Here is a 14909-nt window from a genome sequence, read left to right as displayed (position 1 = left end):
ACAGGCCGCCGGCCGTCCGGTGGGCGGCGCTGGTCTTCGTCGCGGTGCTGCCCTCGCTGTACGGCCCGCTGGACGTCATCGGCTTCGGCGAGCCCTACGCCACGCCGCGCGGCCTGGCCGAGGCGGCGGGCCTGGCGGGTCTGGCGGCCTCTCTGTCAAACCGTCGGTTCGCCGGCTTGTCGCTGTGCGCGCTGGGCATGCTGTTCCACCCGATCATGGGCCTGTGCTTCGCCGCCGTGATCGGCGTGGCGATGGTGCTCGAGGATCGCCGATGGCTGTGGGCGGCGCTCGCGGGTCTGGTGGCCTTGAGCGTCGCCGGGATGCTGCGCCTGCCGATCGCCGACCGCCTGGTCACCGTGATGGACCCGGCCTGGCGCGCGGTGGTCGAGGCCCGCGCCCCGATCCTGTTCCCCAGTCTCTGGCCGCTGGAGACCTGGAGCCGCCTCGTCGTCCAGCTCTGCCTCGTCGCGGCGGGCGCTCATGTGCTTCGGGACGGCGCGCGTCGGCTGGCGGCGGCCGCGCTTGTGGCCGCGCTGCTGGGCGTTACCATCGTCGCCGTGCTCGGGGATCGGCTGTCGCTGATGCTGTTCCTGCAGGTCCAGACCTGGCGGACGCTGGCCCCGATGGCGATCCTGGCCTCCGCCTGCCTGGCCCTGCTGGCGGCCGAACTGCCCAAGCGCGGGCCTGCCGGATGGCTAGCCTTGGCCCTCTTGGCGACCGCGGCGATGTTCCGCGATGTCGGCGACATCGGCCTCCTGCTCGCGCCGGTCGGCCTCGCCTTCGCGCTGCTGGGCGAGAGTGTGCGGTTTGGCCGGCCCGCGCTGATTTCCGCCGGAGCGGTCGGACTGCTCGGACTGGCGGCGCTGATTCATGCCGCCCTGCGGGGCTTCGGCCTGGCCGCCGCCTTGGGAAGCATGCCGGCCGCCTGGCCCTTCAGCCAGGGCTTGGTGTGGAGCAGCGGCTTGCCCGGCGCGGCGATCGCCTTGGCGGTGGGGGGCTGGGTCGCCTGCGGGGCCAGGGCGCCGCGCGTCGAATACCGTCTCGCGGCCGTCGCCCTGATCGGCTTGCTCGCCGCCCTGCTGTGGGACGATCGCTCGCCCTATGTCCGCGCCCGCGACGAAGGCCGGGACGCGTCGCTGATCGCCATGACCGCCGATCGGCCCGGCGAGGCGCTCTTCCTGGCGGGCGACATCGAGCCTTGGGCGCTGATGGGCCGGGCCAGCTGGAGCAGCCGGGTGCAGAGCGCCGGCGTGGTCTTTTCGCGTCCGCTGGCCCTGGAACTCTGGAACCGCGCGGCGCGGCTGCGCGCCGCCGGTCTGGCGAGCGAAGACTGGATCCGCCCCCTGACGCTCCCCGCGCGACGACCGCCAGCGCCGAACGCGGAGAAGGTGCGATCCTTCTGCGCCGCGCCGGACGCGCCCGCCTGGATCGTCTGGCCGCGCTGGAACGGCGCGGAGCTCGACCCAGCCTTGAACGCTCGGGACTGGACCCCGCGCGCGCCCTATGTCGAGGACGCCGCCGGGCCCGACGGCCGCTGGATGGTCGCCGCGCGCTACGCGGTGATCCCCTGCGCGGGGCGCTGAGCCCGACCTTCCGCGTCGCCGCGCGCGGTCAGCCGGCTCGCGCCCCAGCAGATGAAATGCACGAAGGCGTCGGCCAGGCCGACCATCGCCGCCAGCACGAAGACGCCCGAAATCAGCAGGATCGCCAGAACCGACATGAGACACTCCCGTTCGCCAGATCAAGCGAGGGGAGGGCGTCGCGGTTCCCGCGGTAGCGTTATCATCCGCTGAAAAACGCGTCGTGTGGTTGACAACGTTGTCACGCTTCCGGTGAATGGCGCGTCCGCGACAAGACGGACTCGGCAAGATTTGGGGAGAAGCGGGCTATGGCGGGCATGGGCGGCGCGGTCGCGCCTTCGGGCGGCGAGCGCAAATCCGGCGGCGTGCTGCTGCCCTTCGTGATTCTGCTGTTCTTCGCCTGGGGCTTTTCGACCTGCCTGGTCGACCTCGTCGCGCCGGCGCTGAAGTCGCTGTTCAAGCTGAACAACTTCCAGACCGCCCTGACCCAGACCTGCTTCTTCGGGGCCTATTTCCTGATGTCCCTGCCGGCGAGCTGGGTGCTGAGCCGCCTCGGCTATCTGCGCGCGGTCGTCGTCGGGCTGGTGGTCATGATGATCGGCTGCCTGCTGTTCGCCCCCGCCGCCAACACCGGCGTCTATTACGGCTTCCTCGGTGCGCTGTTCATTCTGGCCTCGGGCATCACCCTGCTGCAGGTCGCGGCCAATCCGCTGGTCGCCCTGCTGGGCAGAAGCGAGACCGCCTCCAGCCGCCTGACCTTCGCGCAGTTCCTGAACTCGTTCGGCACCTATCTGGCGCCGTTCGTCGGCAGCGCCCTGATCCTGAAGCACATCGAGAAGGCGCCGGACGCCGCGACGCTGTCGCCGGCCCAGCTGGAGACCCTGCGCCACACCCAGGCGCACGCGGTCCAGACGCCGTACCTGATCATCGCCGCCGGCCTGCTGGTCCTGGCCCTGCTGTTCTGGTTCCTGCGCAAGAACGACAAGGCGCCCCAGGCCGAGGCCGCCGCCGGTCTCGGCGAGATGCTGGGCCTGCTGAAGTACAAGCGCCTGGCCTTCGCGGTGCTCTGCATCTTCGTCTATGTCGGCGCCGAGGTGTCGATCGGCACCTTCATGACCAACTATCTGGCCCAGCCCTCCACCCTGGGCCTGCCGCTGTCGGAAGCGGGCAAGATGCTGTCCTGGTACTGGGGCGGCGCCATGGTGGGGCGCCTGCTGGGCTCGGTGGTGCTGGCGCGGGTGTCGCCCGGCAAGGCGCTGACCGTCTGCGCGCTGGTCGTGGTGGGCCTGATCACCACCTCGGCCCTGACGTCGGGCGCGACGGCCGGCTACGCCCTGCTGGCGGTCGGCCTGTTCAACTCGATCATGTTCCCGACCATCTTCGCCCTGGGCATCGAGGGCATGGGCAAGAAGACGCCCGCCGCCTCGGGCCTGCTCTGCATGGCCATCGTGGGCGGCGCGGTGATCCCGCCGCTGACCGGCTTCACCGCCGACCACATCGGCGGCCTGGGCCTGGCGATGTTCGTGCCGGCGGTCTGCTACCTCGTCATCGCCGCCTTCGGCTGGTCGGCCCGCAAGCCGGCCGAGGCGATCGAGGCGGCGCCGGCGGCGACCGTTCACTAATCCTTCCTCGCCCTCGCGAGCGCACAGGGGAGCTCCTCGGGGCTCCCCTTCTTTTTGACCGCACGCGACGCGATCAGTTTTCCTGAAAGGGCTTGTGGAAAAAGCCCGGTCGTAAAACCCAGCGCGCGGCCCGACATTCGTGGCCTTCAACCGCGAGGATCGCGCATGGCCGCCGCCCCCACCAAGACCAGCCGCTTCATCAGCGGCTTCGGGATCCAGGTCCTGGCGGCCATGGTCGTGGGCCTGGGCCTGGGCCTCCTGGCGCGGCAGCTGGGACCGGCGGAAGGGCAGGCGGGCTATGGCCTGGCCGAGACCCTGCATCAGGTCGGCTCGATCTTCATCCAGCTGCTGCGCGCCCTGGTGCCGGCCCTGGTGTTCACGGCCATTGTCGCCAGCATCGCCAACATCGCCCAACTGCGAAACGCCGCGCGCCTCGTCTGGCGGACCCTGTTCTGGTTCGCCGTCACCGCCCTGATCGCCGTGCTGATCGGCATCGCGCTGGGCGTGATCCTGCAGCCGGGCCTGCACGCCAGCGTCGCGGCCGCCGCGGCCAAGGCGCCCAAGACCCACGGCTCGTGGCTGGACTTCCTGACCGGTCTCGTGCCGGTCAATATCCTGGGCCTGACCGCCTCGACCAAGATCGGCGACGGCGGCGCGGCCACGACGGGCCTTTCGTTTAACGTGCTGCAGATCGTGGTGATCTCGCTGGTCACCGGCGTCGCGGCGCTGAAGGTCGGCGAGGCGGGCGAGGCGTTCCTGAAGTTCAACGCCTCGGCCCTGGCCATCGTCCGCAAGGTGTTGTGGTGGGTGATCCGCCTGACGCCGATCGGCACGATCGGCCTGTTCGGCAACGCCGTGGCGCAGTACGGCTGGACCACTCTGGGCCAACTCGGCGCCTTCGCCGGGGCGGTCTATATCGGCCTGGCCCTGGTGCTTCTGGTGGTCTACCCGACCCTGCTGGCGCTGAACGGGCTCAACCCCATTCGCTTCTTCCAGGGCGCCTGGCCGGCGATCCAGCTGGGTTTCGTGTCGCGCTCGTCGATCGGTACCCTGCCGGTGACCGAGGCGGTGACCGAGACCAATCTGGGCGTGCCGCGCGCCTACGCCGCCTTCGCCGCGCCGTTCGGCGCCACCACCAAGATGGACGGTTGCGCGGCGATCTATCCGGCCGTGGCGGCGATCTTCGTGGCGCAGTTCTTCGGCGTGCACCTGGCGGTCTCCGACTATTTCCTGATCGTCTTCGTCTCGGTGATCGGCTCGGCGGCCACCGCCGGCCTGACCGGCGCGACGGTCATGCTGACCCTGACGCTGTCGACCCTGGGCCTGCCGCTGGAGGGCGCCGGCCTCTTGCTGGCCATCGATCCGATCCTCGACATGGGCCGCACGGCGGTGAACGTCGCCGGCCAGGCGCTGGTGCCGACCATCGTCGCCAAGCGCGAAGGGATCCTGGACCTCGAGGTCTACAACGCCGGCGGCGCGCCGATCGAAGCGGTGCTGCACGCGGCCGAATAGGCGAGCGCGGTTGCGCCGGGAGGCTTTAGCGGCGAGTTTGCGCGCCTTGTGACGCGCCCCCCGGGAGATTCCATGACCTCGAAGACGACGACCGGCGGCCCGCTCGGGTCGAACCGCCGCGCCTTCCTGTCCGGCGCCGCCGCCCTCGCGGGGCTCGCGGTCGCCACGCCCCGGGCCTTCGCCCGCGCCTCCGGCCGGATCGAGGCCTTGCTCGCCGAGATGACGATCGAGGAGAAGGCCGGCCAGCTGTCGTGCTTCGCCGACATGATCCGTCCGCCGGTCGGCGACATGAACCCTCTGGTCAATCTGCGCAACGCCCAGACCCTGACCGCCGAGATCAAGGCCGGACGGATCGGCGTCCTGATGAACGGGGTGGGGGCCCAAGCGGCCCTGGAGACCCAGAAGGCGGCGGTCGAGGGCTCGCGCCTGAAGATCCCGCTGCTGTTCGCCGCCGACGTGATCCACGGCTTCCGCACGGTGTTCCCGATCCCGCTGGCCGAGGCGGCCAGCTTCGATCCGCACCTGGCCGAGCGCACCGCCCGCGCCGCCGCCAGCGAGGCTTCGGCCTCGGGTCTGCACTGGACCTTCGCGCCGATGGTCGACGTCGCGCGGGACCAGCGCTGGGGACGGGTCGCCGAGGGCGCCGGCGAGGATCCGTATCTGGGCCAGGTGCTGGCGGCCGCCCGCGTGCGCGGCTTCCAGGGCCGAGACCTGAAGGCCGACGACAGCATGCTGGCCACGCCCAAGCACTTCGCCGCCTATGGGGCGGTGACGGCCGGGCTGGAATACAATTCCGTCGAGCTCTCGGAAGCCACCTTGCGCGAGGTGCACCTGCCGCCGTTCCAGGCCGCCTTCGCCGCCGGGGCCATGACGGTGATGTCGGCCTTCAACGACGTGAACGGGGTGCCGGCCACGGCCAACAAGCGCCTGCTGACCGACGTGCTGCGCGGCGAGTGGGGCTTCAAGGGCGTCGTGATCTCCGACTACACCGCCGACCAGGAACTGGTGGCGCACGGCTACGCCGCCGACGACCGCGACGCGGCGCGGCTGGCGATCCTGGCCGGGATCGATATCAGCATGCAGAGCGGGCTCTATGTCCGCTACCTTCCGGAGCTGGTCGCGTCCGGCGCCGTGCCGATCGCCACGGTCGACGCCGCCGTGCGCCGCGTGCGGGCGCTGAAGGAGGCCATCGGCCTCTTCGACAATCCCTACCGCTCCCTGGACCCCGACGCCGAACGCGCGCGCACCGCGACGCCGGCCGCGCGCGCCCTGAGCCGCGAAGCCGGGGCCCGCTCGATCGTGCTGCTGAAGAACGACAAGGGTCTTCTGCCGCTGCCCAAGGCCGGCAAGCGCATCGCCCTGATCGGGCCGTTCGCCGACGATCGCGACAACGTGCTGGGCGCCTGGGGCGGCTTCTTTGCGGACCGCCGGCTGAACGTCGACCTGGCGACGGGCCTGCGCGCTCAACTCGCCGACCCGGGCAGCCTGATCGTCGAGCGCGGCTGCGAGGTCGAGACCACCCTGGCCGGCGGCTTCGAGCGCGCTGTCGCCGCCGCCCAGGCCGCCGACGTCGTCCTGCTGGCGGTCGGCGAGGGCCAGGACATGACCGGCGAGGCCAAGTCGCGCACCGACCTCCGCATCCCGCCGGTGCAGATGCGCCTGGCCGAAGCCGTCGCTGCCGCGGGCAAGCCCGTCGTCGTCCTGCTGCGCCACGGACGCGCGCTGCAGCTTGAGGGCGTCGTGCGCGACGCGCCGGCCATTCTCGCGACCTGGTTCCTGGGCAGCGAGATGGGCAACGCCGTGGCCGACGTCGTGTTCGGAACGGTCAATCCGTCGGGACGCCTGCCGGTCAGCTTCCCGATCGACAGCGGGCAGGAGCCGTTCTTCTACAATGGCCGCACCACTGGCCGCCCGGCGCCCGCCGATCCCAACGCCCAGGAATACAAGGCCCGCTGGCGGTCGATCCGCAACGACGCGCTCTATCCGTTCGGATACGGGCTGGGCTATGCCGGCTTCGTTCTCTCGGACCTGAAGCTGTCGACCGCGCGGCTCGGCTGGAACGATACGCTGCGGATCACCGCCAAGGCGCGGAACACCGGCCAGACCCACGGCGAACACGTCGTCCAGCTCTATATCCGCGATCGGGTCGCCAGCCGCACCCGGCCCGTGCGCGAACTGAAGGGCTTCCAGCGCGTCGCCCTGGCGCCCGGCGCCGACCGCGAGGTCCGCTTCGACCTGAGGCGCGAGAACCTGATGTTCGTCGGCGACAACGATTACTGGCTCGCCGAACCGGGCATGTTCGACCTGTGGGTCGCGAACTCCTCCGTGGACGGCCTTGCCGCCAGCTTCGAGCTCTTGCCCCCAGGGCAGGCCTGACCCCGAATCGTTGGCGTTAGGAATTGCGGCCCGAACGTGGCGATCGCGGCCTGTCGAGGCCCCGATCTTAAGTTCGCGATAAGCAAAAGCAACGGCGTCAAGAAGAGCGCGCCGTCGAATCAGGTTCAGGCTATCGCCTTGTCCTGTAAGGCTTTGCCGCGACCCTTACCCATCCGCGTGAACCATTTGCGACGAGGTCGGAAGGCAAGTTCAGCGCTGCGTCGGCATGTCTCGTTGAAAGGACTTGGAAACGAAATATGGTTACTGCCATCTGGCCGGGGTGTGGCTGATTTGGGGCGCTTGCGTAGGGGGCGTCTCCTCGTTTGCTCAGGACGCGCGTTGGGCCGCGTCCATCAGCAAGGATGGATGAATGACGATCTCGAGTCTTTCCGCCGCGCAGATCTCGAATCTGTCCGTCACGGCCATCCAGGGCCTGACGACGACGGACATCCAGTCGCTGAACGGGACGCAGATCGCCGCGATCAGCGCGACGGGCATCGGCGCGCTGGCCGACACCCAGGTCGCCGCGCTCAGCACGACCCAGGTCAAGGCGCTCACCGCCACCCAGATCCCGAAGTTCGCCACCTCGGTGACCTTCGACGTCACCCAGCTGACCCAGCTTTCGACCCAGCAGGTCTCGGCGCTGACGTCCACCCAACTGGCCGCGCTCGACACCTCGCACATCGCCGTCCTCAGCTCGACCCAGATCGGCGCGCTGTCGGCGACCAATTTCTCGGGGCTGGTCGACACCCAGGTCGCCACCCTGAACGAGACCCAGATCAAGGGGCTGACGGCGTCCCAGGTTAAGGGGCTCTCCGTCACCGACATCGGCGAGCTGGCCGGGACGCAGGTCGCGGCCCTGTCGGGCGAGCGCCTGGCCGCCCTGAGCGCGTCGGCGCTGTCGGCGCTGAGCAGCACCCAGGTCGCGGCGCTGAACAGCACGCAGATCGCGGCGCTGGCCACCACCCAGCTGAAGGCCCTGACGACCACCGACATCGGCGAACTGGCCGCGACCCAGGTCGCCGCCCTGACCTCGTCGCAGCTCGGCGCCCTGACCCCGACGAACCTTTCGGCGCTGAGCGCCACCCAGACCGCGGCGCTGTCGGCCACCCAGATCAAGGGCATCACGACCGACCAGCTCAAGGGTCTGACGACCACCGACATCGGCGAGTTCGCCGACACCCAGGTCGCCGCGCTGAGCACCTCGCAGCTCGGCGCCCTGGCCACGACCCAGGTCCAGCAACTGGCGACCACCCAGCTGTCGGTGCTGGCCGCCACCCAGGTCGCCGCGCTTGGCGCGTCCAACTTCTCGGCGCTGAACGCCACCCAGGTGGGCGCGCTGAACGAGACCCAGATCAAGGGCCTGACGACCGCCCAACTCGGCGCCCTGACCGCCACCGACGTCGGCGAGCTGGCCGACACCCAGGTCGCGGCCCTGAGCGCCACTCAGCTGGGCGCCCTGAGCGCCACGGCCTTCTCGGCGCTGAACGCGACCCAGATCGCCACGCTGAACACGACCCAGATCAAGGGCCTGGCCGCCAACCAGCTGAAGGCCCTGACGGCCACCGACGTCGGCGAACTGGCCGACACCCAGGTCGCGGCCCTGACCACGTCGCAGCTGAGCGCCGTCACCGCCACCAACATCTCGGCCCTCAGCGCCACGCAAGTCGCCGCGCTCAACACGACCCAGATCAAGGGCCTGACGGGCGATCAGCTGAAGGGGCTGACGGTCACCGACATCGGCGAGCTGGCCGACACGCAGGTCGCGGCGCTCAGCGCCGACCAGATCAAGAACCTGTCCGCGGCCAACGTCTCGGCGCTCAGCCAGACGCAGGTCGCCACGCTGGGCGCCACCCAGATCGCCGCGCTGACCACGACCCAGCTGAAGGGCCTGACGACCACCGACATCGGCGAACTGTCGGCGACCCAGATCGGCGGTCTGACCGCCGCCCAGCTCGGCGCCCTGGCCAACACCCAGGTGCAGCAGCTGTCGACGACCCAGATCGGCGGCCTCAGCTCGACCCAGATCGCGGCCATCACCGCGACCAACATCACCCAGCTCGACGCCACCCAGATCGGCGCGCTGAACACGACGCAGATCAAGGGCCTGAACGGCAGCCAGCTGGCCGCCCTGACCGCCACCAATATCGGCAATCTGGCCGACACCCAGGTGGCGGCGCTGACCTCGACCCAACTGGGCCAGCTGACCGCGACCGGCTTCTCGACGCTGAACGGCACCCAGGTGGCCGCGCTGAACGAGACCCAGGTCAAGGGCCTGACGACCACCCAACTGAAGGGCCTGACCGTCACCGACGTCGGCGAGCTGGCGACCACCCAGGTCTCGGCCCTGTCGGCCGCTCAGATCGGCGCGCTGACGCCGACCGGCCTCTCGGCCCTCACCGCGACCCAGACGGGCGCGCTGACCACGACCCAGATCAAGGGTCTGACGACCGATCAGCTGAAGGGCCTGACCGTCACCGACATCGGCGAGCTGGCCGACACCCAGGTGGCCGCTCTCAGCGCCGATCAGATCAAGAACCTGTCGGCCACCAACGTCTCGGCGCTGTCGTCGACCCAGGCGGCCGCCCTGACCACCACCCAGATCAAGGGCCTGACGACCCAGCAGCTGCAGGGTCTGACCTCCACCGACATCGGCGAACTGGCCGACACCCAGGTGGCGGCCCTGGCGACCTCGCAGATCGCCGGCCTCAACGTGACCAACGTCAAGAGCCTGTCGACGACCCAGCTCAGCGCCCTCAGCGCCTCGCAGATCGGCGCCCTGACGGCGACCAACTTCTCGGCGCTGGACGCCACCCAGGTCGGGGCGCTGAACGAGACCCAGATCAAGGGTCTGACCGCGGCCCAACTGGGCGCCTTGACGGCGACCGACATCGGCGAGCTGGCGACGACCCAGGTCTCGGCCCTGGCCTCGACCCAGGTCGCGGCCCTCACCGCCACCGCCTTCTCGGCCCTGGACGCCACCCAGACGGCCGCGCTCAGCCAGACCCAGGTCAAGGGCCTGACGGCCGCGCAGCTGAAGGGTCTGACGGTCACCGATATCGGCGAGCTTGCCGACACCCAGGTCGGGGCGCTGTCGGCGACGCAGCTGAGCCAGCTGACCGCGACCGGCTTCTCGGCGCTGAACGCCACCCAGGTGGCGACGCTGAACGCCACCCAGATCAAGGGCCTGAACGCTGACCAGCTGCGAGGCCTGACGGTCACCGACATCGGCGAGCTGGCCGACACCCAGGTCGCGGCCCTCACCGCCGACCAGATCAAGAACCTGTCGGCCACCAACGTCTCGGCGCTGAGCCAGACCCAGATCTCGGCGCTGAACAGCAGCCAGGTCCAGGCGCTGTCGACGACCCAGCTTAAGGGCCTGACGACCACCGACATCGACGAGCTGTCGGCGACCCAGATCGGCGCCCTCTCGGCGGCTCAGGTCACGGCCCTGGCCTCGACCCAGATGCAGGAGCTGTCTACTACCCAGATCGGCGGCCTCACGGCGACCCAGATCGGCGCCCTGACCTCGACCAATGTCACGGTCCTGAACGCCACCCAGATCGGCGCGCTGAACACCACCCAGATCAAGGGCCTGGCGGGCAGCCAGCTCAGCGCGCTGACGACGACCAATATCGGCAATCTGGCCGACACCCAGGTCGCGGCCCTGACGGCGACGCAGCTGGGCCAGCTGACCGCCACCGGCTTCTCGTCGCTGAACAGCACGCAGGTCGCCGCGCTCAACGAGACCCAGATCAAGGGCCTGACCACCACCCAGCTGAAGGGCCTGTCGGCCGCCGATATCGGCGAGCTGGCCACCACCCAGGTGGCGGCGCTCGCCGCGTCGCAGCTCGGGGCCCTGACGGCGACGGCCTTCTCGGCGCTCGACGCCACCCAGGTCGGCCAGCTGAACGCCACCCAGGTCAAGGGCCTGACGACCGATCAGCTGAAGAGCCTGACGACGACGGACGTCGGCGAGCTGTCGGCCACCCAGATCGGCGCCCTCAGCGCCGACCAGATCAAGAACCTGACCGCGACGAACATCTCGGCGCTGGACGCCACCCAGCAAGGGGCGCTGACGGTCACCCAGATCAAGGGCCTGACCAACACCCAGATCGCGGGTCTGACGACGACCGACATCGGCGAACTGGCGGACACCCAGATCGCCGCGCTCTCGGCTTCGCAGATCACGTCGCTGAACGTTCAGGACCTGAACACGACCCAGATCAGCGGCCTCAGCTCGACGGTGATCGGCGCGATCGGCGCGACCAAGTTCTCGGCCTGGAACGCCACCCAGGTCGGCGCGCTCAACGCCACCCAGCTCAAGGGCCTCACCGCCAGCCAGCTGGGCGCCCTGACGACCACGGACATCGGTGAACTGGCCGACACCCAGGTGGCCGCCCTGACGGCGACGCAGCTTGGGCAGCTGACCGCGACGGGCTTCTCGGCCCTGACAGGCACCCAGGTCGCGACGCTGAACTCGACCCAGATCAAGGGTCTGGTGGCCACGCAGCTGAAGGCCCTGACCGCGACCGACATCGGCGAGCTGGCCGACACCCAGGTCAGCGCCCTGACGCCGACCCAGCTGGGCCAGCTGTCCGCGACGGGCTTCTCGGCGCTCAGCGCCACGCAGGTGGCCACGCTGAACGCCACCCAGATCAAGGGCATCTCGGCCGACCAGCTGAAGGGCCTGACGACCACCGACATCGGCGAGTTCTCGACGACCCAGATCCAGGCTTTGACGGCCGATCAGCTGAAGAATCTGACGGCCGCCAACGTCTCGGCCCTGGCCGACACCCAGGTCGCGGTGCTCAGCAACACCCAGATCCAGGCGCTGTCGACCACCCAGCTCAAGGGTCTGTCGGTCACCGACATCGATGAGCTCAACGCCACCCAGATCGGCGCCCTGACCGCCGCTCAGATCACGGCGCTGGCCTCGACCCAGGTGCAGGAGCTGTCGGTCACCCAGATCGGCGGGCTGGCCTCGACCCAGATCGGCGCCTTGACCACCACCAACGTCAACGCGCTGAACGCCACCCAGATCGGCGCGCTGAACGCCACGCAGATCAAGGGCCTGACGACCAGCCAGCTCGGCGCTCTGACGACCACCAATGTCGGCGATCTGGCGGATACGCAGGTCGCGGCCCTGGCGGCCAGCCAGCTGGGCGCGCTGACGGCGACCAACTTCTCGAACCTCAACAGCACCCAGGTCGCGGCGATCAACGAGACCCAGATCAAGGGCCTCACCACCAGCCAGCTTAAGGGCCTGACGGTCACCGACATCGGCGAGCTGGCCACGACCCAGGTCTCGGCCCTGACGGCGTCGCAGATCGGCGCGCTGACCGCGACGGGCTTCTCGGCCCTGAGCGCCACCCAGGTCGGGGCCTTGAACACCACCCAGATCAAGGGCCTGTCGACCGATCAGCTGAAGGGCCTGACGGTCACCGACATCGGCGAGTTGGCGGACACCCAGATCGCGGCCCTGACCGCCGATCAGATCAAGAACCTGTCCTCCGCCAACGTCTCGGCGCTGTCGGCGACCCAAAGCGCCGCCCTGACCGCGACCCAGATCAAGAGCCTGACCAACGATCAGCTCAAGGGTCTGACGACGACCGACATCGGCGACCTGGCCGACACCCAGGTGGCGGCGCTGACGACCTCTCAGATCACCGCCCTGGCCACGACCCAGGCGGCGCAGCTGGCGACGACCCAGCTGGCGGCCCTGGGCGCGACCCAGATCGGCGCCCTGACGCCGTCGGCCTTCTCGGCCCTGAACGCCACCCAGGTCGGCCAGCTGAACGCCACTCAGCTCAAGGGCCTGACCACGGCTCAGCTCGGCGCCCTGACCACGACGGATATCGGCGAACTGGCCGACACCCAGATCGGCGCGCTGGCCTCCACCCAGGTGGGGGCGCTGACGGCCACGGCCTTCTCGGCCCTGGACGCCACCCAGACCGCCGCTCTGAACACGACCCAGATCAAGGGCCTGACCGCCTCGCAGCTTAAGGCGCTGACGGTCACCGACATCGGCGACCTCGCCGACACCCAGGTCGGCGCGCTGACCGCGACCCAGCTGGGTCAGCTGACCGCGACCGGCTTCTCGGCGCTGAGCACGACCCAGGTGGCGATCCTCAACGCGACGCAGATCAAGGGTCTGACGGCCGATCAGGTGAAGGGCCTGACGGTGACGGATATCGGCGAGTTCTCGGCGACCCAGATCCAGGCCCTGACGGCCGATCAGCTGAAGAACCTGACGGCCACCAACGTCTCGGCGCTCAGCCAAACCCAGGTTTCGGCCCTGGTGAACACCCAGATCCAGGCGCTGTCGACGACGCAGCTGAAGGGTCTGTCGGTCACCGACATCGACGAGCTCTCGGCCACCCAGGTCGGCGCGCTCTCGGCGGCCCAGGTCGCGGCCCTGGCCCCGACCCAGGTGCAGGAGCTGTCGACCACCCAGATCGGCGGTCTCAGCGCGACCCAGCTCGGCGCGTTGACCACCACCGGCGTCACGGTGCTGAACGCGACCCAGATCGGCGCGTTGAACACGACGCAGATCAAGGGCCTGACGACCAGCCAGCTGGCCGCCCTGACCACGACCAATATCGGCGACCTGGCCGACACCCAGGTCGGGGCGCTGACCTCGACCCAGCTCGGCGCGCTGACCGCGACCGGCTTCTCGAACCTGAACGCCACCCAGGTGGGCGCGCTGAGCGAGACGCAGGTCAAGGGCCTGACGACCAGCCAGCTGAAGGGCCTGACCACGACCGATATCGGCGAACTGGCGACGACCCAGCTGTCGGCCCTGTCGGCCGCCCAGATCGGTTCGCTGACGGCGACGGCCTTCTCGTCGCTCAGCGCGACCCAGACCGGCGCCCTGACCGCGACCCAGATCAAGGGCCTGACCGCCGATCAGCTGAAGGGCCTGACGACCACCGACATCGGCGAGCTGACCACCACGCACATCGCGGCCCTGGCCACGACCCAGCTGGCGGCGCTGTCGGCGGCCAACGTCTCGGCGCTCGACGCCACCCAGGTCGGCGCCCTGACGGCGACCCAGATCAAGGGCCTGACCGTCGATCAGGTGAAGGGCCTGACAACCACCGACATCGGCGAACTGGCCGACACCCAGGTGGGCGCTCTGACCAACGCCCAGATCGGCGCCCTGGCCACGACCCAGGCGGCGCAGCTGTCGACCACCCAGGTGAACGCGCTGAGCGCCACCCAAGTGGGCGCCCTGACCGCCTCGGCCTTCTCGACCCTCGACGCGACCCAGGTCGGCGCGTTGAGCAGCACCCAGGTGAAGGGTATCACCACCAGCCAGCTCTCCAGCCTGACGGTCACGGATATCGGTCAGTTCGCCGACACCCAGATCGCGGCGCTGAGCATCCTGCAACTGGCGTCGCTGTCGGCGAGCAACGTCTCGGCGCTGAACGGCACCCAGGTGGCGGCGCTTTCCACCACCCAGGTCCGCGGCCTGACGACGACGCAGCTGAAGGGGCTGACCTCGACCGACGTCGGCGAACTGGCCGACACCCAGCTCGCGGCGCTGACCAGCACCCAGCTGGGCGCGCTGTCGACGACGGTGATCGACACGCTGACGACCACCCAGATCGGCCGACTGCAGGCGACGCAGCTGTCGGGTCTGACCACGACCCAGCTGGATTATCTGTCGACGACCAACATCGCGCAGATGTCCAGCACCCAGGCCAACGCCCTGACCACCACCCAGGTGCAGAGCCTGAACGACGCCCAGATCGCCACCTATCTGGACGTCACCTGATCCCCTGGCCCCGCCGCCCGCCGAAGCGGGCGGCGGACC

At 69.7% G+C, this 14909-nt stretch carries 6 protein-coding genes; 5 read left to right on the top strand and 1 reads right to left on the bottom strand.

The features are described from left to right. The first annotated feature begins 44 nt into the window (after positions 1-44). Positions 45-1583 carry a hypothetical protein gene (locus tag Q0V34_RS00145; RefSeq protein WP_297506266.1) on the top strand — a complete coding sequence of 513 codons (1539 nt, stop codon included), beginning with the start codon at positions 45-47 and terminating at the stop codon, positions 1581-1583. Here the strand turns inward: Q0V34_RS00145 and Q0V34_RS00140 are convergent. After that, positions 1553-1720, bottom strand: coding sequence for a hypothetical protein (locus Q0V34_RS00140; protein WP_297506265.1), 168 nt, complete (start codon positions 1718-1720; stop codon positions 1553-1555). The genes Q0V34_RS00145 and Q0V34_RS00140 overlap by 31 nt on opposite strands. A gap of 168 nt (positions 1721-1888) precedes the next feature. Between Q0V34_RS00140 and Q0V34_RS00135 the strand changes: the two genes are divergently transcribed. The 4 genes from Q0V34_RS00135 to Q0V34_RS00120 all read left to right on the top strand — a co-directional run bounded on the left by Q0V34_RS00135 (position 1889) and on the right by Q0V34_RS00120 (position 14870). Then, on the top strand, positions 1889-3202 hold the full coding sequence (locus tag Q0V34_RS00135; protein ID WP_297506263.1) for a sugar MFS transporter: 1314 nt from the start codon (positions 1889-1891) through the stop codon (positions 3200-3202). Between the two features lie 165 nt (positions 3203-3367). After that, the gene (locus Q0V34_RS00130) at positions 3368-4714 is read left to right on the top strand and encodes a dicarboxylate/amino acid:cation symporter (RefSeq protein ID WP_297506261.1); all 1347 of its coding nucleotides are present in this window, start codon (positions 3368-3370) and stop codon (positions 4712-4714) included. Between the two features lie 72 nt (positions 4715-4786). Then, positions 4787-7090: a glycoside hydrolase family 3 N-terminal domain-containing protein gene (locus Q0V34_RS00125; protein ID WP_297506259.1), complete on the top strand. Its 2304-nt coding sequence runs from the start codon at positions 4787-4789 to the stop codon at positions 7088-7090. Positions 7091-7460: 370 nt separating this feature from the next. Next, positions 7461-14870 (top strand): ice nucleation protein, encoded by a 7410-nt coding sequence (locus Q0V34_RS00120; protein WP_297506257.1) that lies wholly within the window; start codon positions 7461-7463, stop codon positions 14868-14870. Positions 14871-14909 lie beyond the last annotated feature (39 nt).

It is taken from the genome of uncultured Caulobacter sp. (genome assembly GCF_947036865.1).
In the GTDB taxonomy this organism is placed as follows: Bacteria; Pseudomonadota; Alphaproteobacteria; order Caulobacterales; family Caulobacteraceae; genus Caulobacter.
This window is presented reverse-complemented; position numbering and strand designations above follow the sequence as displayed.

Bases quoted from the DNA above. Each gene is read 5' to 3' on its own strand.
- Q0V34_RS00140 (WP_297506265.1), bottom strand. From the start codon at position 1,720: ATGTCGGTTCTGGCGATCCTGCTGATTTCGGGCGTCTTCGTGCTGGCG.
- Q0V34_RS00135 (WP_297506263.1), top strand. From the start codon at position 1,889: ATGGCGGGCATGGGCGGCGCGGTCGCGCCTTCGGGCGGCGAGCGCAAA.
- Q0V34_RS00130 (WP_297506261.1), top strand. From the start codon at position 3,368: ATGGCCGCCGCCCCCACCAAGACCAGCCGCTTCATCAGCGGCTTCGGG.
- Q0V34_RS00125 (WP_297506259.1), top strand. From the start codon at position 4,787: ATGACCTCGAAGACGACGACCGGCGGCCCGCTCGGGTCGAACCGCCGC.
- Q0V34_RS00120 (WP_297506257.1), top strand. From the start codon at position 7,461: ATGACGATCTCGAGTCTTTCCGCCGCGCAGATCTCGAATCTGTCCGTC.